Below are 25,736 nucleotides of genomic sequence, written 5' to 3'. Positions count from 1 at the left end.
TGCCGCGCTAGCGTGGATCCATGCCCTCCGCTCCGACCTCCGAGGACCTCGCCGCCGCACGTGCTGCCGCAGCCCGTCCGCTGGCATCCGCCGTGGCAGCAGACCACGGGCTGCCTCGCCGGCTCGCCACCGCCGACTGGTCGGCGGGCCAGGTCGACGAGGGCGGTCAGTTCCACCGGGTACTCGTGTTGCCCGGCGTCGGCGCCGTGCGGATCGCGCGCACCGCCGGGGCCGCCGCACTCCTGCCGGGACGGATGGCGATGGTCGCCGCGCTCGGTGGCACCCTCGGTCAGGGCCCGACGCCGGCCCTGCCCTTCGCGGTGCCCGCACCCCTCTCCGAGGTGGTCACCGCCCCGTCCGGTGAGGCGATGGGACTGCGGGAGGGGACGGCCGCCGTCGTCCAGCGATTCCTCCCCGGGCAGCCGCACCCGCCCCACGAGGGCGACCCGGAGCTGCTGCGCGGAGTGTGCGAGGTGCTCGCGGGGATCGAGACCGCTCCGCTGGTGCCGCACCTCGGACCACCGTTCGGATTCCGGGGACCATGGGCGGCTGAGAAGGTGGCAGTGGTCCAGGCGCTGCCGGAGCTGCTGACCCGGATGTACGGTCCAGACGCCTGGACCGGCAGCGGCGCGGCGTCCGCCGACCGGTGGGCCGGCACCGTGACCGCACTGACCGGCACCGCCACCCGGTGGACGGAATGCCCCGTGGTGCCGCCGTCCCTGGTCCACGGAGACCTGGCCGGTCACAACATGCGCTGGCAGCGGCGCTCCCCCGGCGGCGACGGTGGTCGATGGGAGCTGACCGGCATCCTGGACTGGGATCTGGCCGCCGTGTGGGACCCCGCCCTGAACCCGGCCTACCTGGCCCTGTGGCATGGCGAGGAGAAGCTGGAGGCGATCGCCCGCGATGCCGCGGAGGCATGGCGCGCCCGGGTCTGGCTGGGATGCATGGCGCTCGAGTCACTCTACGACGCGTCGCTGCGGGAGGGCCCCTCCCGCAAGGAGGGACCGCCGCACTGGGCGAAGCTGCTCCGCAAGGTGCTGCCCCGGATCGAGCGGGCCGCCACCGCTGAAGCCGTCTGGCGCACTGGACACACCGGGTGAGCATGCCGTCCTGGTCCCGGAAGCCCTGGCCACGGTTGCGAGAGGCGGCACTGCACCCGGCACCGGGAGCAGACCCAGCTCCGGCTCAGCCGATGGCGATCGAGTCGAGGTCCTCCCCGATCACCAACTGGAGGTCGATGGATGCCCCACATCGGGGCTTCGCCCGATGTGTCGGGGCATCCATCGACCTCCAGATTCTGGGGTGCTCAGGTGGGCTACTCGCTCACGCCCAACTGCTCCATCACGATCTCGCGGACGCGGGCGGCGTCCGCCTGGCCACGGGTGGCCTTCATGACCGGGCCGATCAGCGCGCCGATCGCCTGCAGCTTGCCGGCCTTGATCTTGTCCACCACGCCCGGGTTCTCGGCGATGGCCGCCTCCACCGCGGAGGTCAGCGCGCCGTCGTCGGACACCACCGCCAGGGACCGGGCCTCGACGATGCCCCGCGGGGCGCCCTCGCCCTCGGCCACGAATCCGAGGACCTGCTTGGCGATCTTGTCATTGATGGACTTCTCGGCGATCAGCGCCTCGATCTCCACCACGTCCGCCGGGGTGATCCCCAGCTCCGCGATGTCCTTCTCGGCGAGGTTGGCCAGCCGGGCGATCTCACCCATCCACCACTTGCGGGCGGCTGAGGCGGAGGCCCCTGCCTCGATGGTCGCGGCGATCTCGTCCAGCACACCGGCGTTGACCACGTCCCGGAACTCCTCGTCCGAGAAGCCCCAGTCCGCCTTCAGGCGCTTGCGGCGCTCGGCTGGCGGCTCGGGCAGCTCGGCGCGCAGGCGCTCGATCCACTCGGCGTCGGTGTGGATCGGCACGAGGTCCGGCTCCGGGAAGTAGCGGTAGTCGTCCGCATCCGACTTCGGCCGGCCCGAGGTGGTGGTGCGGGTGTCCTCCTGCCAGTGGCGGGTCTCCTGGGTGATGGAGCCTCCGGCGGAGAGCACGGCGGCCTGACGCTGGATCTCGAACGTCACGGCGTGGGCCACGGCCCGCGTGGAGTTCACGTTCTTGGTCTCGGTGCGGGTGCCGAACACCGTGGTGCCCTTCGGCATCAGGGAGACGTTGGCGTCACAACGCACATTGCCGCGCTCCATCCGGGCATCCGAGATGCCCAGGTTCTTGACGATGTCCCGGACCTGCGTGACGTAGGCCTTGGCCAGCTCCGGGGCACGGTCCCCCGCGCCGACGATCGGCTTGGTGACGATCTCGACCAGCGGCACGCCGGCCCGGTTGTAGTCCACGAGCGAGCTGGCGGCGTCCTGGATGCGGCCGGAGGCCCCGCCCTGGTGGGTCAGCTTGCCGGCATCCTCCTCCATGTGGGCGCGCTCGATCTCCACCCGGAAGACCGTGCCGTCCTCGAGCTCCACGTCCAGCCAGCCGTCATGGGCGATCGGATCGTCGTACTGGGAGGTCTGGAAGTTCTTCGGGGTGTCCGGGTAGAAGTAGTTCTTCCGGGCGAAGCCACAGACCTCTGCGATCTGGCAGTTCAGCGCCAGACCGAGCTTGATGGAGTAGTCCACCGCGGTCCCGTTGACCACCGGCAGCACGCCCGGCAGGCCGAGGTCCACCGGTGTGACGGACGTGTTCGGCTCGGCGCCGAACCCGTTGGGGGCCGAGGAGAACATCTTGGTCTTCGTGTTGAGCTCCACGTGGACCTCGAAGCCGAGCACCGGTTCGTAGGCGGCCATGGCCTCCTCGAACGTGAGTACCTCATCGGTGACGGCGGCCATCAGTTCTCTCCTCCTGCGGTGGTGGCGGATGCGTGGGTGGCCGCGGCGTCCTGCCCGGCGGGGTCGAGGTCAGGGGCCTGCGCCCACAGCGGGGAGCCCCAGGTCTCCTCGAGGCGGGACTCCAGGGCGGCGGCAGCGCGGTACATGGTGGCGTCCCCGCGGGCCGGGGCCAGGAACTGGATGCCCACGGGCAACCCCTCGGACAGCCCGGCGGGCACCGAGATGCCGGGGATGCCCGCCAGGTTGGCGGGGATGGTGGCCACGTCGTTGAGGTACATGGCCAACGGGTCGTCCAGTTTCTCCCCCAGCGGGAAGGCGGTGACCGGCGAGGTCGGCGAGACCAGCACGTCCACCTGACCGAACGCGGCCTCGAGGTCCCGCTGGATGAGCGTCCGGACCTTCTGGGCCGAGCCGTAGTACGCGTCGTAGTAACCGGCCGAGAGCGCATAGGTGCCCAGGATGATGCGGCGCTTGACCTCGTCGCCGAAGCCGGCCGCGCGGGTGGTACCCATGACCTGCTCGATGGTGCCGCCGCCGTCCGGGACCACGCGGTTTCCGAACCGGACGCCATCGAACTTGGCGAGGTTGGAGGAGACCTCCGAGGGCATGATCAGGTAGTAGGCGCCCAGGGCGTAGCCGAAGTGCGGGCAGGAGACCTCGACGACCTCTGCCCCGGCGTCCTCGAGGATCTGCACCGACTCCTGGAAACGCGCCAGCACGCCCTCCTGGTAGCCCTCGCCCTGCAGCTCGGAGACGATCCCGATGCGCAGGCCCTTCAGCTCGCCGTTCCGGGCGGCCTCCAGCAGCCCGTCCAACGGCTCCGGCAGGGAGGTGGAGTCCTTGGGGTCATGGCCGCCGATGAGCTCCTGCAGGGCAGCGGCGTCCGCCACGGTGCGGGTCACCGGGCCCACCTGGTCCAGGGAGGACGCCATCGCGATGACGCCGTAGCGGGAGACTGCCCCATACGTGGGCTTGGCGCCCACCGTGCCGGTCACTGCGCCGGGCTGGCGGATGGAGCCGCCGGTGTCCGTGCCGAGGGCCAGCGGGGCCATGAACGCCGCCACGGCAGCGGCCGAGCCGCCACCGGAACCGCCGGGGATCCGGTCCAGGTCCCAGGGGTTGCGGGTATCGCCGAACGCGGAGTGCTCGGTGGAGGAGCCCATGGCGAACTCGTCCAGGTTGGTCTTGCCGAGGATCGGCAGCTTCGCGGCTCGGATCCTCTCCACCACGGTGGCGTCATAGGGACTCATCCAGCCCTCGAGCATCTTCGAGGCCGCGGTGGTCGGCTGGCCCACGGTGACGATGAGGTCCTTCACCGCGATCGGCACTCCGGCCAGCGGGTGCAGGCTCTCGGCCTCGGAGCCACCGGCAGCACGCACTCCGTCCACCTCGGCGGCGACGGCGAGCGCCTCCTCCCGGTTGACGTGCAAGAAGGCGTGGACGCCTCGGCTGCGGTCCTGGCCCGAGCCATCCGCGGCGCCGTCCACGGCCGCGATGCGGTCCAGGTGCGCCCGGGTCAGTTCGACGGAGGTGATCTCCCCTGCGCGGAGCCGCTCGGCCATCTGCAGGGCGGTCAGCCGGATCAGGGCTTCGGCATTCACGTCAGTCAGCTCGGTCACAGCCGATCACTCCCCATCCAGGATTGCGGGGACCTTGAACTGGCCGTCCTCGGCGTCCGGGGCCATCGCGAGCGCCTGTTCCTGGGTGAGTATGCCGGAGGGCACGTCCTCGCGGAACACGTTGCGCAGCGGGATCGGGTGGGACGTGGGTGGCACGTCCTGGCCGGCGACTTCGCCGACGGAGGCGATGGCATCCATGATGACGTCGAGTTCCCCGGCCATGGTGGCCAGTTCGTTCTCGTCCATCCGGATGTGGGCCAGCCGCGCCAGGTGCGCGACGTCCTCACGGGTGATGGCGGACATGAATCTCCTGCGGTTGAGGCGGGATGGGTGGTTCTTCTCCCCCGAGTTTAGTGGGTGGATCCGGCTGAACCGACTCCGGGGCGGGGTTCAGGGCAGCGGCCGCCGGTAGACCCAGAACACCTGGTCCTCCCCGCCGGTGGGCTCCTGTCCGATGTCCGAGAGCCGCCAGTCCCGCTCCGGCACCCGCGTGAAGCCCTCCGACTCGTAGAGCCGGTGCGCCCCCGTCATGGTCACCATGGTGGTCAGCACCACGGCATGCACCCCCTCGAGCTGCTCGGCACGGTCGATCGCGGCACGGACCAGGGCGCGCGCCACCCCGCGGCGCTGGACCCGTGGATCCACCGCGAGCATGCGGAACTCCAGTTCTCCCTCGAGCGAGGTCTCGGACATCGGCATCCCCGGCAGGGTCAACACCACGGAACCTGCGACGACGGCCCCCTGCTCGGTGCGCACCTCGCCCACCAGCACCCGTGCCTGGCGGAACCGGTGGCCGACGTCCTGGAGATGCTCGATGTACTCGTCCGCCGGGTCGATGTGGCCGCCGTCCACATAGGAGCTCACCGTGAGGTGGGCAATGGCGGCGTGGTCCTGCTCCCGCGCGTCCCGCACGGTGACGCCCTCCACGCGGGAGGCCGGTTCGGGCCACCCGGCCGCTCGGATGACCGGATGCAGGTCGGCGGTCGGATCGGCGTCGAAGCCGGCATCGGCGGTGGGGATGAGGTCAGGATCTTCATGCGGCACGGCTGAGATCCTACGCCGCCACCTTGGCGATCCGAAGGGCGGCCTCGTGTAACTTATATAGCACACTAACTATTCCAGCACTCGGCCCAACCGGCCCCACCGGCTCCCACCGGCGCCGTGGCGAGGACAGAACGACTTTGAGAGTGAGCATCATGAGCGGCAAGGCCTACTCCGTGACCTCCGACACCACCGGCCTGAGCCTCGGCTTCCGGCTGCGCTGGCGGCTGGCCTACATGGCCACCTACGTCACCGGCTCTGCGAGCCGGCAGGGCACCCTGGATCCGAGTGCTCAATTGCGTAGGGACCGCGCCCAGCGTTTGCTCCAGGGGTATCGTTCGCAGGAGACCGAACCGCCGGCTGAGCTCGTGCGACTCGCCCACGGCAGGTAGGGGCCCAAGGCCGGACACACCACTGTCAGGAGCACCAGCATGTTCACCGGCCTGAGCGCCTTCCCCCTCACTCCCTTGAGTGATGACCGGGTGGACGGGCCCGCCCTCTCCGGGCTGGTCCAACGACTGGCCTCCGCCGGGGTCGATTCGATCACCGTGCTGGGATCGACCGGTTCCTACGCCTATCTGGACGCCGGCGAGCGCGCTCTGGTGGCCCGGACCGCCGTCGGCCAAGCCGGGGACATCCCGGTGTTGGTGGGGATCGGTGACACCAGAACCTCGCGAGTGCTGGCCCATGCCGAGGCCGCCCAACGGGCCGGTGCCGCTGGACTGTTGCTGGCCCCGGTCAGCTACCAGCCGCTGAGCGAGGACGAGGTCCACGGCCTGTTCCGCGCCGTCACGGAACAGGCCTCGGTGCCCGTGGTGGTCTATGACAACCCCCGTACCACGCGGTTCACGTTCACCCTGGTGAGTGTGACAGCTTGAAATGGACCCACTTGGAGCGGTAGTGATGCTCTGATTAGGCCCCACCCTCGACCCATCCGCCTTACCGTTCGTGATGTCGACCAAGACGATCACAGAACGGGTGGGGCATTTGAAGGAGTTGTCGAGAGTGGAGCAATTCGAACGTATCCGACGAGACCGGAGGGATGAAGACATGTCGATCCGGGCTCTGGCGGAGAAGTACAAGGTGCACCGGCGCACGGTGCGTCAGGCGCTGGCTGATGCGACCCCGCCGCCGCGCAAGACCCCGGTGCGGGTCGCCCCGGTGCTGGGCCCTCACGTGGACACGGTGCGGGGCTGGCTGACCGCGGACCAGGACGTGCCGCGCAAGCAGCGCCATACCGCCCGGAGGATCTGGCAACGCCTGATCGAGGAAGAAGGCGTTCAGGTGGCCGAGTCCAGTGTGCGGTCGCTGGTGGCCGAGCTGCGCCGTGAGATCGGGGATCAGTCGCTGCAGGTGAAGGTTCCGCAGACCCATGCCCCGGCTGAGGAGGCCGAGGTCGACTTCGGTGAGTTCCAGGCGAAGATCGCCGGGGTGATGATGAAGCTGTGGATGTTCGTGCTACGCCTGTCGCACTCGGGTAAAGCGGTCCATATCGCCTACGCGAACCAGGCCCAGGAGTCCTTCCTGGACGGGCACGTGCAGGCCTTCGAACGCCTAGGTGGGGTGCCGACTGGGATGATCCGGTATGACAACCTCAAGGCCGCGGTGGTCCGGTGTGCGCTGGGCCGCGAACGCGAGGAGAATCCGCGGTTCATCGCGCTGCGGTCGCACTACGGCTACGACTCGTTCTTCTGCCAGCCCGGGCTGGAGGGTGCCCACGAGAAGGGTGGTGTCGAGGGCGAGGTCGGCCGGTTCCGTCGCCGTCATCTGGTCCCGGTCCCGGACTTCGCCTCCCTGGCCGAGCTGAACGCGTTCATGGCCGCCGCTGATGCCGCTGACGACGCCCGGAGGATCACCGGACGGTCCGAGACCGTGGAGGCGGCCGCGGCCCGGGAACTGCCCGGGCTACGCCCGCTGCCGGGCGAGGGCCCGTTCGATCCGGCCCTGGTGCTCTCCTGCCGGGTCGATGCCCGATCCAGGGTCTGTGTGCGGCAGTCTTACTACTGAAGTCCCGGCCCGCTACGCCGGGCGCCGGCTCCAGGTCAAGCTCGCCGCGACCACGGTCACGGTGGTGGCCGAGGGAGCCGTGGTGGCGGTGCATACTCGCTCGTTGCATAAGTACACCGAGGACCTGGTGTTGGATCACTACCTGGAGGTGCTGGCCCGCAAGCCCGGGGCGCTGCCCGGGGCCACGGCCCTGGCCGCTGCCCGCAAGGCCGGGACCTTCACGAAGTCGCATCAGCGGTTCTGGGATGCCGCCCGCGCCCAGCTCGGTGACTCCGCGGGGACGAGGGCGCTGATCGGGGTGCTGCTGCTGCACCGCACCCAGCCGCCCGAGGCAATCGTCTCCGGGATGGGCGCCGCGGTGACGATGGGGCGATTCGATCCGGACTTGGTGGCCCTCGAGGCCCGCCGACTGGCCCCGGCCAGGACCGTAGCCCCGGTCGTGGTGCCGGTCACCGCACCCCCGGCGGCACTGCACGAGCGTCCGGCGCCCTCCTTGGGGGCCTACGACCAGCTGCTGGGGGTCGGAGCATGAACGCGACAGCAGCGGCCCCCACCCCCACGGCTCCCACAGCCCCCTCACCGGCGGTGACGCCGGTCAGTGAGACTGCGGCCGAGGCGGCGATCGCCGCGGCCTGCCGGTCCCTGATGCTGCCCACCATCAGGGAGCAGGCCGGCCCGTTGGCTCAGGCCGCCGCCCGGGAGCGGCTCACCCACCAGGGGTATCTGGCCGAGGTCCTCACCGCCGAGTGCGATGACCGTGACGCCCGCCGGAGGATCCGCCGGGTCAAGGAGGCCAAGTTCCCCCGCACCAAGTCCCTGGCCGACTTCGACACCACCGCCATCCCGGAGCTGCCAGCGGCGACCCTGGCCCAGTTGGCCACCGGGGCGTGGATCGATGCCGGCGAACCCCTGGTGCTGCTCGGAGACTCCGGCACCGGTAAGACCCACCTGCTCATCGGACTCGGGACCGCGGCGGCCGAGCAGGGACGCCGGGTCCGGTATGTCACCACCGCGGCGCTGGTCAACGAGCTCGCCGAGGCCGCTGACGCCAAGCAGCTCTCCCGCGTGGTCGCCCGCTACGGGCGCCTGGACCTGCTCTGCCTGGATGAACTCGGGTACGTGAACCTCGATGCCCGTGGGGCCGAGCTGTTGTTCCAGGTCATCACCGAACGCGAGGAACGCGCCTCGATCGCGTGTGCCTCCAACGCACCGTTCAGTGAATGGGGCGCCACCTTCACCGACCCGAGGCTGGCCGCGGCCGTCGTGGACCGGCTGACCTTCAATGCCCACATCATCAACACCGGCACCAGCTCCTACCGGCTCCGCACCACCCGCAGCCAGAAGGGAGCCGCCACCACCTGATCCCAGGCCCCGAACCCCGAACACAGCCGGCAGGCACCGACGCCACGCCGGCAGCAACAAACACACCCGGGGTGGGGCCAAATCAGACCATCACAGTGGGGCCAAATGGAGTTGACACACTCACCCTGGAGTTCTACGCCCGGATCGCCGAGCTACCGGGCATCGACTCCATCAAGATCCCACCGATGGCGGCGGGTCCGGCAGCCGCCCAGGCCAGGGTGGACGAGGTTCGGGCCGTGCTTCCTGACCACGTGGGCATCGGCATCTCCGGAGACGCCCGTGCGGCCGACGCCCTGGCCGCAGGATGCGATGCATGGTTCTCGGTGATCGGGGGGACCATTCCCAGCGCGGCACTGCGGATCGTGAGAGCAGTCCAACGGGGAGACCTGGACGCCGCACGGGCAGAATCGGCCCGGCTGGAACCGCTGTGGCGGCTCCTCGGGGAGCACGGCAGTCTCCGCGTGGCGGCTGCCCTGGCCGAGCACCTGGGCCTGGCACCTGCCGATTGCCTCCCCCTGCCGGTGCTCGGCCTCGCACCGGAGCACCGCGCCGAGGTGGCCGCCGCCGCCCGGCAGCTTGGCCTCGTCACCGGCTGATCGGCTCCGCCACGGGCTGATCGGACGTTGCCCTCAGCCGATCTCGAGGAGTCCGCGGAGCTGGGCGAAGGCCTCCGGCACCACCGTGTAGTGGGCCCACCTGCCGCGCTGCTCCCGGGTGAGCAAGCCTGCCTCGACCAACTTCTTCAGGTGGTGGCTGATGGTGGGCTGGCTGATGCCCAGACCCTCCGTGAGGTCACAGGCGCACACGGCGTCACACCCCTGGGCGGCCACGTGGGAGAGCACGCGCAGCCGCATCGGATCCGCCAGGGCCTTGAACATGGCCGCCGACCGCGCTGCCTGGGCGGGCTCGATCGGCGCAGCGGCCAGTGAACAGCACTCCTCGGCGGAGACGTCTGAGAGTGGGAGCAGTGTGGGTGTCGCCATCACCCCACCATACATTGACGATGATCAATCTGTCCCGCTACAGTTCACGTCGACACCTATCGATATGAAAGTAGGTCTCCATGACCACCACCGCCCAGGCGGCTCAGACGTACGGCCACCAGCCGGTGGTCCGGGAGATGTCCTTCCTGGACCGCTGGCTGCCGGCCTGGATCCTGCTGGCCATGGCCGTGGGCCTGCTGCTGGGCCGGTTCATCCCCGGCCTGAACACCGCTTTGGAGGCGGTGAAGATCGGCGAGGTCTCGCTGCCGATCGCCATCGGCCTGCTGGTGATGATGTACCCGGTCCTGGCCAAGGTCCGCTATGACGAGACCCACCGCGTCGCCGGGGACCGCCGGCTGATGGCCACGTCCCTGGTGCTGAACTGGCTCGTCGGACCGGCCCTGATGTTCACCCTCGCCTGGCTGATGCTGCCCGATCTGCCCGAGTACCGGACCGGACTGATCATCGTGGGCCTGGCCCGCTGCATCGCCATGGTCTTCATCTGGAACGACCTCGCCTGCGGAGACCGCGAGGCCGCGGCGGTGCTGGTGGCCATCAACTCCGTCTTCCAGGTCTTCGCCTTCGGTGCGCTCGGGTGGTTCTATCTGCAGGTGCTTCCCTCCTGGCTCGGTCTGCCGACCACCTCGGCCGACTTCTCGGTGTGGGCCATCATGCTCAGCGTGCTGATCTTCCTGGGCCTGCCGCTCCTGGCCGGGTTCCTCACCCGTCACCTCGGCGAGAAGGCCAAGGGCCGCACCTGGTATGAGGAACGGTTCCTGCCCCGCATCGGCCCCTGGGCCCTCTACGGGCTGCTGTTCACCATCGTGCTGCTCTTCGCCCTGCAGGGCGAGGCCATCACCACCAACCCCTGGGACGTCGCCCGGATCGCCCTGCCCCTGCTGGCCTACTTCGTGCTGATGTTCGGCGTCTCCCTGATGGCGGCCAAGGCCGTGGGCCTGAACTACGCCAAGTCCACCACCGTGGCCTTCACCGCCGCGGGCAACAACTTCGAGCTGGCCATTGCCGTGGCCATCGGGACCTTCGGGGTCACCTCCGGACAGGCCCTCGCGGGCGTGGTCGGACCGCTCATCGAGGTCCCCGTACTCGTCGGACTCATCTACGTCTGCCTCTGGGCCGGCCGCAGATTCTTCCCCGGGGACCCCACCGTCCCCGCCGTCCCCACCTCCTCCGCAGCAGATCGGCTCCCCGTATGACCACCGACCACCCGAACCAGCCCTCCGTCCTCTTCGTCTGCTCCAAGAACGGCGGCAAGTCCCAGATGGCCGCGGCCCTCGCGGAGAAGTACGCCTCCGGCGCCGTGGACGTGTTCTCGGCAGGCACCCACCCCGGCCAGGCCCTCAACGCCCTGTCCACCGAGGTGATCGCCGAGGCCGGGGCAGACATGTCCGGCGGACATCCCCAGCCCATCGATCCGGAACTGCTGGCCCGCGTGGACCGAGTGGTCATCCTCGGTGCGGAGGCCCAGGTGGATCCGGCCGAGGACATGGCCGGCACCATCGAGCGGTGGGTCACCGACGAGCCCTCCGCCCGCGGGATCGACGGGATCGAGCGGATGCGCCTGGTCCGGGACGAGATCGACGCCCGCGTCCGCGGCCTGCTCGCCGAGCTCGCCCCTCAGACACAGAAGCCCTCCGTGCTGTTCGTCTGCGTGCACAACGCCGGCCGCTCCCAGATGGCCGCGGCCTACCTCCAGCACCTGGCCGGGGACCGGATCGAGGTCCGCTCGGCGGGATCCCAGCCGGCGGACACGGTCAATCCCGCCGCCGTGCAGGCCATGGCCGAGGAGGGCATCGACATCAGCGCCCACCGGCCGAAGGTCCTCAGCACCCAGGCGGTGAAGGACTCCGATGTGGTCATCACCATGGGGTGCGGGGATACCTGCCCGATCTTCCCGGGCAAGCGCTACGAGGACTGGCAACTGGAGGACCCGGCCGGCCAGGGAGTGGACGCGGTCCGCCCCATCCGTGACGACATCAGGGCCCGCATCGAACTGCTCATCTCCGAGCTGGCTCCGGCCCAGACGGCTGCGAGCGCATCATGAGGGCGCCCGCGGCTGATCTGCCGGTCGTCGTCATCGGCGCCGGACCCGTGGGCCTGGCCGCCGCCGCCCACCTGACGGAGCGTGGACTGGTGCCGCTCGTCCTCGAGGCCGGGAACGGCGTCGGCGCCTCCATCCGCGCGTGGGGCCAAACCCGACTGTTCTCCCCCGTGGGAGTACAACATCGACGCCGCCGCGCAGCGGCTACTGCAGGCCACCGGTTGGACGGCCCCAACCCCGCAGGACCTGCCGACCGGGACCGAGCTGGTCGAACGGTACCTCGAACCCCTGGCCCGCACGGAGGCACTGCGCTCCCACGTCCGGACCCGCACCCGCGTGGTGGCCGTGACCCGTTCGGGGCTGGACAAGACCCGCACCACCGGCCGCGAGCAGACCCCCTTCCTGGTCCGGACCCTCCGAGCAGACGGCGGGTTCGAGGACCATCTGGCCCGCGCCGTGTTCGACACCTCCGGCACCTGGACCACCCCCAACCCCCTGGGCCAGGCCGGACTCGAGGCTCCCGGGGAGGCCGAGACGCGGGACGCCGGCCGGATCACCGACCCGCTGCCGGATGTCATCGGGCGGGACCGTCAACTCTTCGCCGGGCGGCACACCCTCGTGGTCGGCGCCGGGCACTCCGCGGCGAACACCCTGCTGGACCTGGCGTCCGTCGCCGAGGACGCCCCGGACACGCGCATCTCCTGGGCCGTCCGCTCGGCCGACGTCGCGAAGGCCTACGGAGGCCAGGACCGCGACGAACTGGCCGCCCGCGGGGCCCTCGGCAGCCGCCTGCGCCGGCTCGTGGAGTCCGGGACCATCACCGTGCACCCGTCCTTCACCATCACCGGCTTCACCACGGGTGCCGACCACCTGGCGGTCCATGCCTCCACACCATCCGGAGACCAGGCCCTGGCCGTGGACCTCGTGGTGCCCGCCACCGGGTTCCGCCCCGACCTGGGCATGCTCTCCGAGCTGCGCCTGGACCTGGACCCTGCCGTGGACGCACCCCGCCAGTTGGGCCCGCTGATCGATCCGGAATTCCACTCCTGCGGCTCCGTGGCCCCGCACGGCGAACGCCTGCTGGCCCACCCGGAGACGGGCTTCTACATCGCAGGCATGAAGAGCTACGGGCGGGCACCGACCTTCCTCATGGCCACCGGCTACGAACAGGTCCGCTCCATCGCCGCCGCCCTGGCCGGGGACCGCGCTGCCGCGGACGACGTCCAACTGGACCTGCCCGAGACCGGCGTGTGCTCCACCGACTTGGGCGGGTCCTGCGAGGCCCCGGCGCCGTCCACTGCGGAATCCGCGGAACCGTCCGATTCCTGTTGCTCCACACCCCAGCCCCTGACGCTGCTGACCGCCTCCCCGGCCGGCCAGGCCTCCTCCTGTTGTTGAGTTCCACCACGCGCATCTGGCCTCCACCGTCACGCACGTCGCGGACAACCGGCTGCGGGCGCTCTGGGCCGAGATCCGCGGCTAGCCCACCGGCTTCGCCCGTCCGATGACAGCCTTCGCCCGGTCATAGCCCTCGGAGTCCTTGGCCACGAAGTGACCGTCCGCGGTGACCACCGTGGGGACGGTCTCGTTGCCGTGGTGGTACTGCCCCACGCGGGCCGCCGCGGCGGGATCGTCCCAGATGTTCACCCAGTAGGGCACGTAGCGCCCCTCGGAACCGAGCTCGCGGACAAGCCGGGCACAGAACTGGCAGCCGGGGCGCCAGTAGACCACCACTCCCCCGGCCTCCAGATGCTCGTCCACCCCGGAGACGGGCCGCGACTGCACCTGGGTGGTGGAGACGAACCGCAGGGAGAAGAACAGCAGGATGGCCGCGGCCACGTAGTTCAAGGGGCCTCGGCCGGCCAGGCCCCAGAAGGCGAACAGCGCACCCATCGCCAGCATCAGGGCGGGCAGCAACCACGGCTTGGCGAACAGTTGGCGCATCTTCTCAGTCTCCGTCCACAGGTTTCGGCAGGTGGAGCTCGCCGTCCGTCCACGACGGGTCCAGCACCCCCGCCACCGTCCAGTCCGGATGGTTCGTACCGTCCCCGGAGGCGGGCCGGTGCACCGGCACGCCGGCCTCCTCGGCAATCAGGAGCGCGGCGGACCAATCGTGCTCCTGGATCCCGAACTCCGCGTAGGCGTCCAGGGTGCCGTCCGCGACCATGCAGAGGTCCAGCGCGGCCGAGCCGATCCGCCGAAGATCCCCGAAGTGTGGCAGCAGCGCGGCCAGCGCGGCCAATTGGAAGTCCCGCCGCTGGCCCGCGTAGCCGAAGCCGGAGGCCAGCAGCCGCCCGGAGCGTCCGAGGACCGGCCCGGTCAGCCGGACGGGCTCGCTGCCGTCACCATCCACGCTGGAGAAGGCACCGCCACCGGCCGTCGCGTACCAGCTCCGGCCCAGGGCTGGCGCGACGACGGCCCCGGCCAACCAGCGCAGCCCACCCGAGCCGTCGGTCCCGCCGGCCTCAGGGGTGCCAGGGGTGGGACCCTCCACGGCCACCGAGGTGCAGAACTGCGGGATGCCCCGGATGAAGTTGGTGGTGCCGTCCAGCGGGTCGATGGACCAGCGGTAGCCGGAGGGTTCCGAGGGCTCCGTGTGGCCGTACTCCTCGCCCGAGATCGCGTCGTTCGGCCGGTAGGCCGTGATCACCTCACGTACGGCCTGCTCGGCCCGGCGGTCGTAGTCCGTCACCCAGTCCGAGCCCGAGGACTTGGTGACCGCCCCCAACTCGGCCTGCGTGGCCGGCGTCGGGCCCGGGGTCCTCTCGCCGAGCACCGCGGCTCCGGCGCGGGCGGCGGCCCGTGCCACCGCGAGCAGTCCCTGACTCATGAGCCGTCCTCCTGGTCCGCTTCGGGAGCCTCCGGTTCCGGCGGCCCCTCAGCCAGCAGGGTCCGGAATCCCTCCTCGTCCAGCACCGGCACGCCGAGCGACTCGGCCTTGTCCAGCTTGGTCCCCGCGTTCTCCCCCGCCACCAGGAAGTCGGTCTTCTTGGAGACTGAGCCTGAGGACTTGCCGCCGCGGACGATGATGGCCTCCTTGGCCGAGTCCCGGCTGAAGTCCTCGAGTGAACCCGTCACCACGATCGTCAGGCCCTCGAGGGTGCGCGGGGTGTCCGCGTCCTGCTCGTCCTCCATCACCACGCCGGCCGCGTGCCAGCGTTCGACGATCTCTCGGTGCCAGGCCGAGGCGAACCAGTCGATGACGGCCTCGGCGATGATCGGTCCCACCCCGTCCACGTCCGCCAGACGCTGCCGGGCGGTGGCTCGGGCCTCCGTCTCGTCTCCCGTCCCATCCCCCGTCTCATCGCCGCCGGTGGAGGCCTCGGTGGCCAGCGCCTGCAAGGCCTGCAGGGAGCCGAAGGCGGTGGCCAGAGACCGGGCGGCCGTGGGGCCCACGTGCCGGATGGACAGGGCCACCAGCACGCGCCAGAGCGGCTGGGCCTTGGCCTTGTTGAGCTCGTCGAAGAGCTTACGGGTGTTGGCGGTGGGCTCGGAGGGCTTCTTCGCGGTGCCCTGGGTCCAGAAGTAGGGCTTGAGCTCCCACTCGCCAGAGGGGGCGAGCTTGCCGGTCTGCGGATCCCTGGCGCGCTTCTCCCGCCACACCCGCACGTCGGCGAGCCGGCGCTGGAAGGCGGTCAGGCCGCCGTCGTCCGCCGTGGCACCGGGATTGCCGTCAGCCAGGTCGAAGAGCTGGGCATCCGCGGTGAGGACGCCGGGGCCCTCGGGGTGGACCTGCTGCTGGTTCTCGGCAGGGTCCGGCCCGGGCCCGTTGGTCAGCCAGAGGGCGGCCTCCTCGCCGAGCGCCTCGATGTCGAAGGCCCCACGAGAGGCGGCATGCTCGATCCGGCCGGTCAGCTGGGCGGGGCAGGACCGGGCGTTGGGGCAGCGCAGGTCCACGTCCCCCTCCTTGGCCGGGGCCAGGGCGGTACCGCAGGAGGGGCAGTCGGCCGGCATCACGAACTCCCGCAGCTCGTCCTCCGCCAGCGGACCGGTTCCCTCCACCTGCCTCCTGCCCTCCCGCAGTGGCATCACGGGTCCAACGATCTCCGGGATCACGTCACCGGCCTTGCGCAGCACCACGGTGTCCCCGATCAGTACGCCTTTGGCCCGGACCACGTCCTGGTTGTGCAGGGTGGCCATGGAGACGGTGGATCCGGCCACCAGAACGGGTTCCATCACGGCATAGGGAGTGACGCGGCCGGTGCGCCCGACGTTGACCCTGATGTCCAGCAACCGCGTGTGGACCTCCTCCGGCGGGTACTTGTAGGCCGCCGACCAGCGGGGTACTCGGGAGGTGTGGCCCAGCGCCCGCTGCAGGGCGAAGGAGTCCACCTTGATGACGATGCCGTCGATCTCATGCACCAGGCCGTGGCGCTGGGCACCGTTGTCCTCGATGAACTGCAGGATGCCCTCTGAGCCCTCGAGGGAGTCCACGATCCGGGTGTACGGGCTGGTGGGCAGGCCCCATTCAGCGAGGAGCTGATACGTCTCATGCTGGGACTCGGCGCTGAGCCCCGTGTGGGCGCCGAGCCCGTGCACGAACATGCTCAGGGGGCGCTTGGCGGTCTCCTCGGGATCCTTCTGCCGCAGCGAGCCGGCCGCCGAGTTGCGGGGGTTGGCGAAGGGGGCGAGACCCTCCTCGACCCGCTGTTCGTTGAAGGCCCGGAAGTGCGCGCTGGGCATGAAGATCTCCCCGCGGACCTCCATCTCGGCCGGCCAGCCGGAGCCGGAGAGCTGCTGCGGGATGTCCTGGATGGTCATCACGTTGTGGGTGACGTCCTCCCCCGTGGTGCCGTCTCCGCGGGTGGCGGCCCGCACGAGCCGGCCGTCCCGGTAGAGCAGGTTCACGGCGAGCCCGTCGATCTTGACCTCCACGAGCCAACGGATGCCCTGCTCCGCGGTCCCGGGGGCAATGGCCTCGATGGAGGCGGAGGTCTTCTCGTACCAGGCGCGCAGCTCCTCGATGGAGAACAGGTCGTCCAGGGAGTACATCCGGGCCAGGTGGGTGACCGGGGCGAAGGCGGTGGAGACCTCGCCACCGACCTCCTGGGTGGGCGAATCGTTCGAGACGATCTCCGGGTGCAACGCCTCCACGTCCTCCAGGCGGCGGTACAGGGCGTCGTACTCGGCGTCCGAGACCTCCGGGGCGTCGTTCTGGTAGTACGCCGTGCGGTGCCTGCGGACCTCGTCCTGCAGGTGCTCGTACTGTTCGCGCAGGGACTCAGCGGGGATGTCCGCCGCCTCGGGTTGGACGGCGGAATCGACCTGGGGATCGACGCTCGGATCCGTGACGTTCTTCTGCTCGCTGCTCACCGCTCCAGCCTAGCCGGGCAGGGCCACTCCGGTCCCGAGGACGGTTCCCCCGGCGTCCAGGGCCTCGACGGCCGTGTAGGGTGCCTCCACCGCGGCCTCGGGCACCGGGATGGCGGTCTCGAAACCGTCACGGTCCACCGTGGACTGCTCGGTGGCGCTGGCCTCGTCCTCGCCGGCCACCAGCCGCCACCGGGCCACCTCCGTGGCCCCGTTCCAGGACACGAAGGCGGCCGGGCCGCCGTCGCCCTCCTCGCTGCCGTCCCGGACCACCACGTCCGGGTCAGTCGTCGGGTGGCCCTCCCAGGCGGACTTGTAGGCGCGGTAGCTGCCGCCACCGCCCTCGAAGTCCTCCCCCATGCATTCGTCCCCATGGCAGACGTCATAGATGAGTTCACCCTCCGGGGTGTACTCCGAGTAATGGGGCCGGGCGCCCCAGCCGATGAGTATGTTGCCCTGGGGCAGCTGCTGGGCGTTGGCCATGGATCCGGACACCCGATCGGCCGGAGGAAGGTACTCGGTGGCCACCTCCGCGGTCATGGCCTCCTCGTCCAGCATCAGACGCAGTCCCCGGGAGGACTCGTCGGCGGTGCCGCCATGGGCGTGGTTGTCGAACATCGTCAGGGTGCCGTCCGGCGCGCGGTGGGCATCGTGCTGCCAGGAGAAGACGGCACCCTCGCCCATCTCGAAATCGCTGGCCGAGCCGCCCAGGGTCCACTCCACCTCACCCGTGGAACGGTCCAGGCGGTACACCGCGTTGGTGTGCCGGGCGGAGACCAACAGGGCACCGTCGCCGTCCTCCGTGATGGAGTTGATGTGGAAGTAGTCGAAGGGCTCGTCCTCGGACCCCAATACGGGAGGCCCGGTCTCCTCCGTGGCCTCGTCGGCGGACTCCTCGGCGGACTCCTCGGCGGACTCCTGCTCCAGCTCGGCCTGTTCCCCCGCGAAGTCCAGCATGGTCTCGGTGAGTGGCACGTGGTCCTGTGCGCTCCATTCGAAGACGACCTCACCCGAGGCGATGTCCACCTCCTGGATGACGGCATCCTGGATGTAGCCGTCCTCGGGGCCACCCAGCTCACCGAGATCCGCTGGGGTGGGTTCGTACGCGGCGATCAGCATGGTGCCGTCCGGGGTGATGGTGGTGTCGTGGAAATCCGCGTGGCCCGGGTCGAGGGACCCACCGGTGGTGACCCGGGCGATCTCCTCGTAGGACTGGTCGAGGATGAGGATCTCGCCGTCACCCATGCCGCCCTCGCTGGTGCCCTCATAGACCGTGAGGACCGGCTCGCCACGGTACTGCTGGACCCTCAGGTCGAAGGGATTGTCCTCCGGGTCATCGTCCTCGGCGGGGCGCATCCACACCAGCTCACCCTGGGCGTCCAGGATGATCGAACCGTCCGAGGGGGTCTCCGAGCCGTAGTTCGGGCTCAGGAAGGTCTGCTCGGCGGTGTCACCATACTCATCGGACCACGCCGGTCCATGGGTGATCTCCACCACGGGTGGCTTCAGGTCCGGCCTGCTGACGAACTGTTGGTGCGGTATGGGACGCTTTCCGTCCTGCTGGTCCTCGGCCGGGCTGCAGGCCGCGGCGGCCAGGATCACGCTCCCCGAGACGGCTCCCGCGAGGAGACGATGGGCCGCCGCCCGATGTGGTCTGTTCCGGTCTCGCATGGCCAAGATCTATCCCACCGCTCCCCCCGCCGCAAGTCCTGCCGCCTCGCGAGGGAGCGAGCTCACCAGGACAGGGACAGGAGGACCTGGACGGGCAGGGCAGTGCGGCCCGGTCACTCCTCGTCGCCGAGGGACTGGTCCAGCAGGGGCAGGTCGTCCGGCGTGATCAGGTGGGAGGTCACGGCATGCTCCACGAGACGTGCCCGTCGGTTGGTGGCGAGCTTGCCGCCCCCGCCACGCAGACCGGCCACCCCCACGCGATCCAGCTTGTCGCAGACGTTGTCCAGCTTGCGGTTGAAACGGGTCAGGGGCCAGCCCAGGCGTTTGGCGGCGTTGGCGGAGGAGGGCACGGTGGAGAAACCGGTGCCGCCGCGCCGCAGGACCGGCTCGGCCAGGGCCACGATGATGGCCTTCTGGGACGGGGTGAAGACCACGGGGCCGATGGTGGTGTCCCCCACGGCATCGTTGCCGTTGGACTGTTGCAGGAAGGAGGGGCTCTTCAGATGCACCGAGAAGTCGTAGGTGGTGGGCCCGGCGGTGAAGACCACGTTGAGCTGGCCGAAGACCAGGGGAATGCGGGATCCGGGCGACACCCAGGCCTGCATGCCGCCGGAGGAGTCCGCCACGGTGGCGGAGATCATGGTGCCCACGTTGGACAACCACCACAGCCCGCCGATCCGCTGGATCTCCATGAATCGGCGGTGCAGGTAGGGGTTGTCATCGACCTCGAGATCCCCCTCCCGCCCAATGGTGAACACCACGTCCGGCGCGACGTCATACCACTCGCCCACGAAGTTGACCGAGAGCTCACCGGCACCGTCGGCACCATCCGCAACGTCCGCACCCTGCATCACGGCCTCGCCCCTGCCCTGGCTCACGCTCTCCGACAGGTCCTGGTCCTCCACGCTCATGCTCACTCTCCCTCAGTCATCGAACTAGTCCCATGATGCCCGTTGTCCCTGTGCTGACCTGGCATTGAGTCAGGGTCTATTCAAGACACCCTACGGTCGGATCGGACTGCTTGCCGTTGGACCGGATCACGACCACCTCGATGCAGGTCCGGTCCCCGTCCACCACCGGCGTGCTGGCCGTGGCCTCTTCCGCGGTGGTGATCCGCCCCTTGCCGGTGGCGGTGGTGGTCCGCCACATGTAGGTGTCGCCGTCCTTCGGGTCCGGGTTGTCCCACGTGAAGACGGCCTCCCCGCCCTCGGCCGTGGCGGACACGCCTTCCGCCGCGGTCACGGGGTCCTCGGGTTCCGGGACCGGCAGCCCAGGAGACTCGCTGATGAGCGTGGGATCCGGATCCTCTCGTGGCTGGACCGCCAGGTTGTTGGCCAGCCACACGGCCCCCACGATGCCCAACACGAGGACCACCAGCGAGGCGATGATCCCGATCCTGTTCTCCGAGATCCACGCCGAGGCCGGAGATGATCCCGTCCGCTCCTCCACGCGGCGCGCAGTGTTGCCGTCCGGCTCCCATTCGCCGCCCGCATCCGGATAGGTCCTGGCGGGCCGCTGCGGCGCGCGCGATCCGGCCCACCCGCCACCGACCCGGCCCCCCATGATGGTGGGATCGTCATCCGGGGAGGCGCCGGCCGGCACAGTCCCCGGGGATCCGCCCGGAGCGCTGCCCGAGGCCGGACGCATGACCGTGGCGCCCTCCACCTCGTCTCTCGGCAGGCCCGGCGCGGACGGCGGTGGCATCGGCGGGAAGTGCCGGGAGGTGTCAGTGGAACCACGGTCTGGATCGATCGAGACGATCTGCCGGACCCGGGTCGCATCCCCGCCCTCCTCGGCTTCCTCTTCCTCGGCTTCCAGGGAGCCGGACTCGTCCATCACCTCGAAGGGGGTGACTGACAGCCCCAACTCGGTCTGGACCCGTTGCAGGGCCAGCGCGAAGGAATGGGCGGAGGGGAACCGGGAGCCAGGATTCTTGGCCATCGCCGTGGACAGCACCAACTCCAGGGATGCCGGCATGTCCGCGCGGTTCAGGGGTGGCAGCGGCGCCTTGGCGATCCGTGAGATCAGTTCCTTCTGCGAGTTGTCCGCCCCCGGCCGCACGAACGGGGACCGCCCGGCCAGCAGCGTGTACAGGGTGGCGCCCAGGGACCAGATGTCCATGGCGAAGCCGTCCGGGCTGCCGCCGGCGAAGGCCTCCGGGGCGGACCACGGGATGGACATGCCGGCATCGTCATCCAGCATGTCCGTGGTCCCGGAGATGCCGAAGTCCGTCAGTGCGGGCCGGTTGTAGTCCGTGGTGAGGATGTTGGCCGGCTTGATGTCCCGGTGCACGATCCCCGCACGGTGCGCCGACTCCACGGCGGAGGACACCTGGATGCCCAGGGCCAGCACCTCGTCCACTCCCAGCCGCGAGCGGCGGTAGCGCACGTCCAGGGAGGGCCGTGAACAGTACTCCATGGCCAGGTAGGAGTGCCCGTCCTCGGTGATCTCCGCCTCGTAGATGGTCACGATGTACGGGTGGGAGGACAGCTGGGCCATCAGGTTGGCCTCGGATTCGAAGGACTTGCGCGCCCGTTCGGTCTTCAGCCCGGAGAGCAGGACCTTGACGGCCACCTTGCGCCGGGGCCGGTCCTGCTCATAGAGGTAGACATCCGAGAAGCCACCCGAGCCGAGCAGGCTGATGTACCGGAAGCCGCTGATGTTCGGCGGCGGCGCCGGCGGGCGCTTTGCGCTCACAGCAACCCCTCGAAGCGCAGCGAGACGCCGTCGCCCAGGTCTGCGATGTCCCCGTCCAGGACCATGAGGGACTCTCCCTGGCCCAGCCGGCGCGGTGGCTGGCCCTCCCGGATCAGGACCGTGCCGTTCGTGGCCTTGAGGTCCCGCAGCTGCACGTGCCAGCCCTCCAGCACCACCTCACAGTGGGAGCGGGAGATGTCCCCATTGGGGCTGCGGACCTGCACCATCCGGGGCATGGTCCCGGAGCCGACCCGGTGGGCCTGTGGCTGGCGGCCGACCACGGCCGGCCGGTCCAGTTCCACGACCTCGCCGGTGGACATCCGGATCCGGCCCAGTGAGGGACGGCGCATCTGCTGGGCCTCGCCGCTGAGCGACTGCCCGCAGATCCCGCACTTCGCGCTGGTGGGCGGATTGGCATGGCCGTCGGAACACTGCCGGGCCAGCACCACGGGGCCGGTGGTCGGCGGCGGCACCGGAGCAGGGGCGGGCGCGCCGGCTTCCAGGTCCGCCGGGTCCAGATCCGACTTCATGACGGTCTCGCCGTCGTGGTCCTCCGCATCGAGCGCGGGAGAACCGGGCACACTGCTGCCCGACGGCGGCCCGGCCGGCGGTGCTGGCGGTGCCGGAGTGGGCGCGGCGCCGGGAGTCGACGGCGAGAGCACGGTGTCCGCGTCATCCGCATCCTCAGCGTTCGTGGGCTCGGAGCCCTGGGCTTGCGGCGGCCCGTCGGCCGGGTCTGCTTCGTCCTCCAACGATGGGGACGGTGCCACCGTCATGTTCAGGTCCGCTGGCACCTCGACCATCTGCTCCCCGGTGGCCTCAGTGCCCTCCGTGCTCTCTGGCACCTGCGGGGGAACGGCCTTGCGGGCTGCGGCCAGCCAGGGCACCGAGTCGATGAGTTCCTGGGGCCCCGGCACGGAGCCACCCGGGCGGGCCGGCTGCGCTGTGACGGACTCTGGGCCGGGCGGGATGTTTGTGGAGGCGTCAGTCGAGGCGTCAGCAGGGGTGCCGGACGGGGTACTGGTGACGGGACCGGCGATGGTCTGGTCATCAACATCCTCTGCGCGGCCGGCGGCGTCATCCTCGGCGCCCGCGTCAGCAGCCTGGGCGGGGGTTGCGGGGGCGGCGGGATCGGACTGGGCATCCGGCGCGATGGTGGCGTCCTGGTCCGTGACATCGTCCCCGGTGGGCTCGGACTCGGACTCGGGCTCAGGCTCGGTCTCCTCGTGGTCCGTCTGGTCCTCCTGGGCCCCTTCGTCCCCCTTTTCCTCGTCTTCATCGTCGGCCTCTGTCTCCGGTACAGCATCGGCCTCCGCTTCAGCCTCAGGTGCCTCTTCAGCTCCTGCCTCAGCCTCGGATTCAGGCTCGGATTCAGGTGTCGTCTCGGCTTCGGATTCTGCGGGGAGGTCCGGCTGCACCTCGACGGCTGCCGCTGCCATCGCGTCGGGGCCGGACGCGGATGCGTGCCGCGGCTCGGGAACGGGGGCGGGCCGGGCCTCGGCGTCGTCAGCCTCATCTGGGGCCGGGCTTGTGGTCCCGAGGTCAGCATGCAGGGAGCCCAGCCGGACGGCGCCGGATTCCAGGGGAAGGTTCTCCACGTCCGAGACCGCGTCATCCACGAGCAGCTCGAAGGAGCCGATGTCCCGGAACACCCGCTCGTTCCACGTGGCCACGCCGGTCCCGGTGAGCTCGGTCTGGTCCCCTGCCGTGGTGGTCATCCGCAGGGAGACCTCCCCGCGCAGGATGGCGTGCACCGAGGCGCCCTCACGGAAGGACACGATCGCGAACGATGGCAGTCCCGTCAGATCCAACCGGCCGGAAAGCACCGTGGCGAGCAACTGCTCCACGCCGGGGGTCCCGGCCAGCAGGTCCCACGCCACAGCAGCCGTCTCCTCGCTGGCATCCACGGGCAGCGCCACGAGGCACCGACCCCGCACCAGGCCCAGCCAGCCTCCCGCACTGTAGCGAACTCGCACCGCCTGGCTCATCGTCCGTCATCCTCCCCGTTCTCCATGCCGAACACGCGTCCGCCGTTGACCATCCTTCCGCCGCCGCCGTCGAATCGGGGCTGCGTGGTCTGGTGCTCGTCCCGGTCCTCTGCCCGGGGCGAGGTGGTGATCCGTTCGCCCTCGGCGTCGGTGTCCTCCACGTCCACGACGATCACGGTGATGTTGTCCCGCCCCCCTCCGTCCAGGGCCAGGCGGATGAGGGCATCCACCGCGTCCTGGGGTGAGTTGCGGTCCGCCAACTGCTGGCGGATGTCCTCATCGGAGACCTCGGAGGTGAGGCCGTCCGAGCAGATCATCAGTCGGTCCCCGTCATGCACGGACAGCATCCAGAAGTCTGCCTCGGAGGCCTCTCCCGTGCCCAGCGCCCGCGTGATGACGTGCCGTCGGGGATGGTGACGGGACTCCTCGGCCGTCAGGTATCCCTCGTCCACCATCTCCTGGACCTCGGAGTGGTCCACGCTGATCTGGGCGAATTCCCCCTCGGAGAGGCGGTAGGTACGCGAGTCCCCCACGTTGAAGACCATCCAGTACAGGCCCTGCAACTCACGGACGATCGCCACACCCGCCAGTGTGGTGCCCGCACGGGATCCTCCGACCCGGCGGATGGCGTCATCCGCGGACACCATGAGCTGCTGCAGTTCATCCGCCGCGAGGTCGTTGCGGACTTCCTTGACCCCGGCGGCCAGGGTCTCCACGCAGATCCGGCTGGCCACCTCACCGGCCTCGTGGCCACCCATGCCGTCGGCCACGGCGAAGAGGTTGCCCGTGACCACCAAAGAGTCCTCGTTCAACTGCCGGCGCAGGCCTCGGTGTGAACCGAAGCCGTAGTTCAGCCGGAATGGGCGTTGGGGTGCTTCCTCGCTCGTCTCCAAGGTCATGCAGCCGACACCGTGAAGGAGCGGTCACCGAAGTGCACGGTGGCGCCCACGGGGGCCAGGACGGGCTGTCCCGGCTCAAGGCGCTGGCGATCACCCCCGCGCGGGGTCACCCCAGATCCGTTGGTGGAGTTGCGGTCCGTCACCCACACGCCAGTCGAGTCCACGATCAGGTGCAGGTGGGTCTTGGACACGGAACGGCCCATATCCGCGAACGGGATGAGCAGGTCCACGCTCTCCCCCGCCGCAGCGGCCGGGTTTCGCCCCACGAGGGCGGCGCCGGCCAACACGTGGTTCTGGCCGTCGTCGAACCGCAGCTTGACCGAGGACGGTTCGGCGGAGACCTGGCTGCGCAGCTGGGTGGAACCCATCTCCTGGTCCGGATCCGCCGTCTCTGCCGCACCACCGACCATCACGACCTGGCTCTCCTGGTACCCGGAAGATGACTGTCCGGCACCGGACGTCGCCGGAGCAGACGGTGCAGCGGTGGGAGCCGGACCCGGTGCCTGATTCGACGACGGGCCGGAGGCTGCCGGTTGGAGCGCCGGCGCCGGCGGGGCCTGCCCGGGAGCGGTGACCTGCGGCGGTTGGGTCGGTTGCCGCGGCCTGCCGTCCGGGGCACCCGGCACGGAGGTGATGGGCCCTGCGGCGACCTGCGGGTTGAAGGCGGGCCAGCGTGACGCCGGCGGAACCGAGACGCCGGTCTCGGGATGGCCGGGGTCCCCGGCCTGGAGGGCGCCGGGGGCGAACGTGGACGGGCCGAAGAGTCCGCCGGTGGTCAGCGGGTTGCGCCCGGCATTGACATCCAACACGAGCGTCCGTGCGACCTTGTCATGCCAGCCCTGGCGCTGGTGGTTGGTGTCCCAGAGGTTGGACAGCAGCATCAGCACGGGGCCGATCACCGGGACGAGCCCGCTGACGGCGATGATGACCCACCGCAGGAAGATGGGACCCCAGCCGGCGCTGGTCCCCTCCTCCGAGGTCACCCGCAGCCCCAGGATCAGGTTCCCGGGCGTCTTGCCGGCAGAGGCCTGCCAGCCCCACAACCACACCGTGTAGGCCAGTATCACCACGGAGGTCACCAGGATGGCCATGGTGTAGGTGGCCAGGGCCTGCTGCTGGGCCACCCCGGCCGAATCCAGCACCCCGGGCAACGTGGCACCGGTGACGATGCCCACGGCGACCGCCGGAGGGAGCTGGTCGATCAGCCAGGCCGCCAATCGCTTGCCGGCCGGTGCGTTGACCAGGTTGAGCGTTTTCTGCACGGGGT

Annotated in this window: 20 protein-coding genes and 4 pseudogenes; 10 read left to right on the top strand and 14 right to left on the bottom strand. The window is 70.2% G+C overall.

The window, feature by feature from the left end:
- Window positions 1-20: 20 nt before the first annotated feature.
- Window positions 21-1,103 (top strand): aminoglycoside phosphotransferase family protein, encoded by a 1,083-nt coding sequence (locus IMT31_RS13250; protein WP_413543078.1) that lies wholly within the window; start codon window positions 21-23, stop codon window positions 1,101-1,103.
- Between the two features lie 215 nt (window positions 1,104-1,318).
- Here IMT31_RS13250 and gatB read toward each other — a convergent pair whose 3' ends face one another.
- From gatB to IMT31_RS13230, 4 genes are all read right to left on the bottom strand, one after another.
- Window positions 1,319-2,833 carry an Asp-tRNA(Asn)/Glu-tRNA(Gln) amidotransferase subunit GatB gene (gene gatB / locus IMT31_RS13245; RefSeq protein WP_413543077.1) on the bottom strand — a complete coding sequence of 505 codons (1,515 nt, stop codon included), beginning with the start codon at window positions 2,831-2,833 and terminating at the stop codon, window positions 1,319-1,321.
- Window positions 2,833-4,443 (bottom strand): Asp-tRNA(Asn)/Glu-tRNA(Gln) amidotransferase subunit GatA, encoded by a 1,611-nt coding sequence (gatA, locus tag IMT31_RS13240; protein ID WP_413544429.1) that lies wholly within the window; start codon window positions 4,441-4,443, stop codon window positions 2,833-2,835. Before gatA ends, gatB begins: the two co-directional genes overlap by 1 nt.
- Before the next feature lie 15 nt (window positions 4,444-4,458).
- On the bottom strand, window positions 4,459-4,755 hold the full coding sequence (gatC, locus tag IMT31_RS13235; protein ID WP_413543076.1) for an Asp-tRNA(Asn)/Glu-tRNA(Gln) amidotransferase subunit GatC: 297 nt from the start codon (window positions 4,753-4,755) through the stop codon (window positions 4,459-4,461).
- Window positions 4,756-4,842: 87 nt separating this feature from the next.
- Window positions 4,843-5,496, bottom strand: a complete 654-nt coding sequence (locus IMT31_RS13230) for a GNAT family N-acetyltransferase (protein WP_413543075.1) — start codon at window positions 5,494-5,496, stop codon at window positions 4,843-4,845.
- A 143-nt stretch (window positions 5,497-5,639) separates the two neighbouring features.
- On the opposite strand from IMT31_RS13230, the gene IMT31_RS13225 reads away from it, so the two are divergent.
- The 5 genes and pseudogenes from IMT31_RS13225 to IMT31_RS13205 all read left to right on the top strand — a co-directional run bounded on the left by IMT31_RS13225 (window position 5,640) and on the right by IMT31_RS13205 (window position 9,458).
- Complete coding sequence (locus IMT31_RS13225; RefSeq protein WP_378109485.1) at window positions 5,640-5,885, top strand: hypothetical protein; 246 nt, start codon at window positions 5,640-5,642, stop codon at window positions 5,883-5,885.
- Between the two features lie 39 nt (window positions 5,886-5,924).
- A pseudogene (locus IMT31_RS13220) lies at window positions 5,925-6,350 on the top strand (dihydrodipicolinate synthase family protein); the annotation flags it as partial.
- A gap of 94 nt (window positions 6,351-6,444) precedes the next feature.
- Window positions 6,445-8,032 (top strand): annotated as a pseudogene (gene istA, locus IMT31_RS13215) (IS21 family transposase).
- Window positions 8,029-8,862 carry an IS21-like element helper ATPase IstB gene (gene istB / locus IMT31_RS13210; RefSeq protein ID WP_413543074.1) on the top strand — a complete coding sequence of 278 codons (834 nt, stop codon included), beginning with the start codon at window positions 8,029-8,031 and terminating at the stop codon, window positions 8,860-8,862. The pseudogene istA and the gene istB overlap by 4 nt, the downstream one beginning before the upstream one ends.
- A 95-nt stretch (window positions 8,863-8,957) precedes the next feature.
- Window positions 8,958-9,458 (top strand): dihydrodipicolinate synthase family protein, encoded by a 501-nt coding sequence (locus IMT31_RS13205; RefSeq protein ID WP_413543073.1) that lies wholly within the window; start codon window positions 8,958-8,960, stop codon window positions 9,456-9,458.
- Between the two features lie 33 nt (window positions 9,459-9,491).
- Here the strand turns inward: IMT31_RS13205 and IMT31_RS13200 are convergent, their stop codons facing one another.
- A complete protein-coding gene (locus IMT31_RS13200) occupies window positions 9,492-9,845 on the bottom strand; it encodes a metalloregulator ArsR/SmtB family transcription factor (protein WP_345354878.1) in 354 nt (117 codons plus the stop codon).
- Window positions 9,846-9,925: 80 nt separating this feature from the next.
- On the opposite strand from IMT31_RS13200, the gene arsB reads away from it, so the two are divergent.
- The 4 genes and pseudogenes from arsB to IMT31_RS13180 all read left to right on the top strand — a co-directional run bounded on the left by arsB (window position 9,926) and on the right by IMT31_RS13180 (window position 13,302).
- Window positions 9,926-11,059 (top strand): ACR3 family arsenite efflux transporter, encoded by a 1,134-nt coding sequence (gene arsB / locus IMT31_RS13195; RefSeq protein ID WP_413543072.1) that lies wholly within the window; start codon window positions 9,926-9,928, stop codon window positions 11,057-11,059.
- Window positions 11,056-11,454 (top strand): annotated as a pseudogene (locus IMT31_RS13190) (low molecular weight phosphatase family protein); the annotation flags it as partial. The gene arsB and the pseudogene IMT31_RS13190, both read left to right, overlap by 4 nt.
- A 6-nt stretch (window positions 11,455-11,460) precedes the next feature.
- Window positions 11,461-11,907, top strand: coding sequence for an arsenate reductase ArsC (locus IMT31_RS13185; protein ID WP_413544428.1), 447 nt, complete (start codon window positions 11,461-11,463; stop codon window positions 11,905-11,907).
- Window positions 11,904-13,302, top strand: a pseudogene (locus IMT31_RS13180) (FAD-dependent oxidoreductase). Before IMT31_RS13185 ends, IMT31_RS13180 begins: the two are co-directional and overlap by 4 nt.
- Window positions 13,303-13,383: 81 nt before the next feature.
- On the opposite strand, the gene IMT31_RS13175 reads toward IMT31_RS13180, so the two are convergent.
- From IMT31_RS13175 to IMT31_RS13135, 9 genes are all read right to left on the bottom strand, one after another.
- Entirely contained in the window at window positions 13,384-13,848 is a 465-nt protein-coding gene (locus IMT31_RS13175) for a glutaredoxin domain-containing protein (RefSeq protein ID WP_413543071.1), read from the bottom strand.
- A 4-nt stretch (window positions 13,849-13,852) separates the two neighbouring features.
- Window positions 13,853-14,734 (bottom strand): inositol monophosphatase family protein, encoded by an 882-nt coding sequence (locus IMT31_RS13170; protein WP_413543070.1) that lies wholly within the window; start codon window positions 14,732-14,734, stop codon window positions 13,853-13,855.
- Window positions 14,731-17,217, bottom strand: a complete 2,487-nt coding sequence (gene ligA / locus IMT31_RS13165) for an NAD-dependent DNA ligase LigA (protein ID WP_413543069.1) — start codon at window positions 17,215-17,217, stop codon at window positions 14,731-14,733. Before ligA ends, IMT31_RS13170 begins: the two co-directional genes overlap by 4 nt.
- 9 nt (window positions 17,218-17,226) lie before the next feature.
- Window positions 17,227-18,885, bottom strand: a complete 1,659-nt coding sequence (locus tag IMT31_RS13160) for an arylsulfotransferase family protein (protein WP_413543068.1) — start codon at window positions 18,883-18,885, stop codon at window positions 17,227-17,229.
- 113 nt (window positions 18,886-18,998) lie between these two features.
- A complete protein-coding gene (locus IMT31_RS13155) occupies window positions 18,999-19,736 on the bottom strand; it encodes a hypothetical protein (RefSeq protein ID WP_413544427.1) in 738 nt (245 codons plus the stop codon).
- 136 nt (window positions 19,737-19,872) lie between these two features.
- On the bottom strand, window positions 19,873-21,582 hold the full coding sequence (locus IMT31_RS13150) for a serine/threonine protein kinase (RefSeq protein ID WP_413543067.1): 1,710 nt from the start codon (window positions 21,580-21,582) through the stop codon (window positions 19,873-19,875).
- Complete coding sequence (locus tag IMT31_RS13145) at window positions 21,579-23,570, bottom strand: FHA domain-containing protein (protein WP_413543066.1); 1,992 nt, start codon at window positions 23,568-23,570, stop codon at window positions 21,579-21,581. The genes IMT31_RS13150 and IMT31_RS13145 overlap by 4 nt, the downstream gene beginning before the upstream one ends.
- Entirely contained in the window at window positions 23,567-24,469 is a 903-nt protein-coding gene (locus tag IMT31_RS13140; RefSeq protein WP_413543065.1) for a PP2C family protein-serine/threonine phosphatase, read from the bottom strand. Before IMT31_RS13140 ends, IMT31_RS13145 begins: the two co-directional genes overlap by 4 nt.
- The gene (locus tag IMT31_RS13135) at window positions 24,466-25,731 is read right to left on the bottom strand and encodes an RDD family protein (RefSeq protein WP_345354856.1); all 1,266 of its coding nucleotides are present in this window, start codon (window positions 25,729-25,731) and stop codon (window positions 24,466-24,468) included. Before IMT31_RS13135 ends, IMT31_RS13140 begins: the two co-directional genes overlap by 4 nt.
- Window positions 25,732-25,736 lie beyond the last annotated feature (5 nt).

Source organism: Citricoccus nitrophenolicus (assembly GCF_047305825.1).
GTDB classification, from domain to species: Bacteria; Actinomycetota; Actinomycetes; order Actinomycetales; family Micrococcaceae; genus Citricoccus; species Citricoccus nitrophenolicus.
Note: the sequence above shows the minus strand (reverse complement) of the source record. Positions and strands in the feature narration are given on the sequence as shown.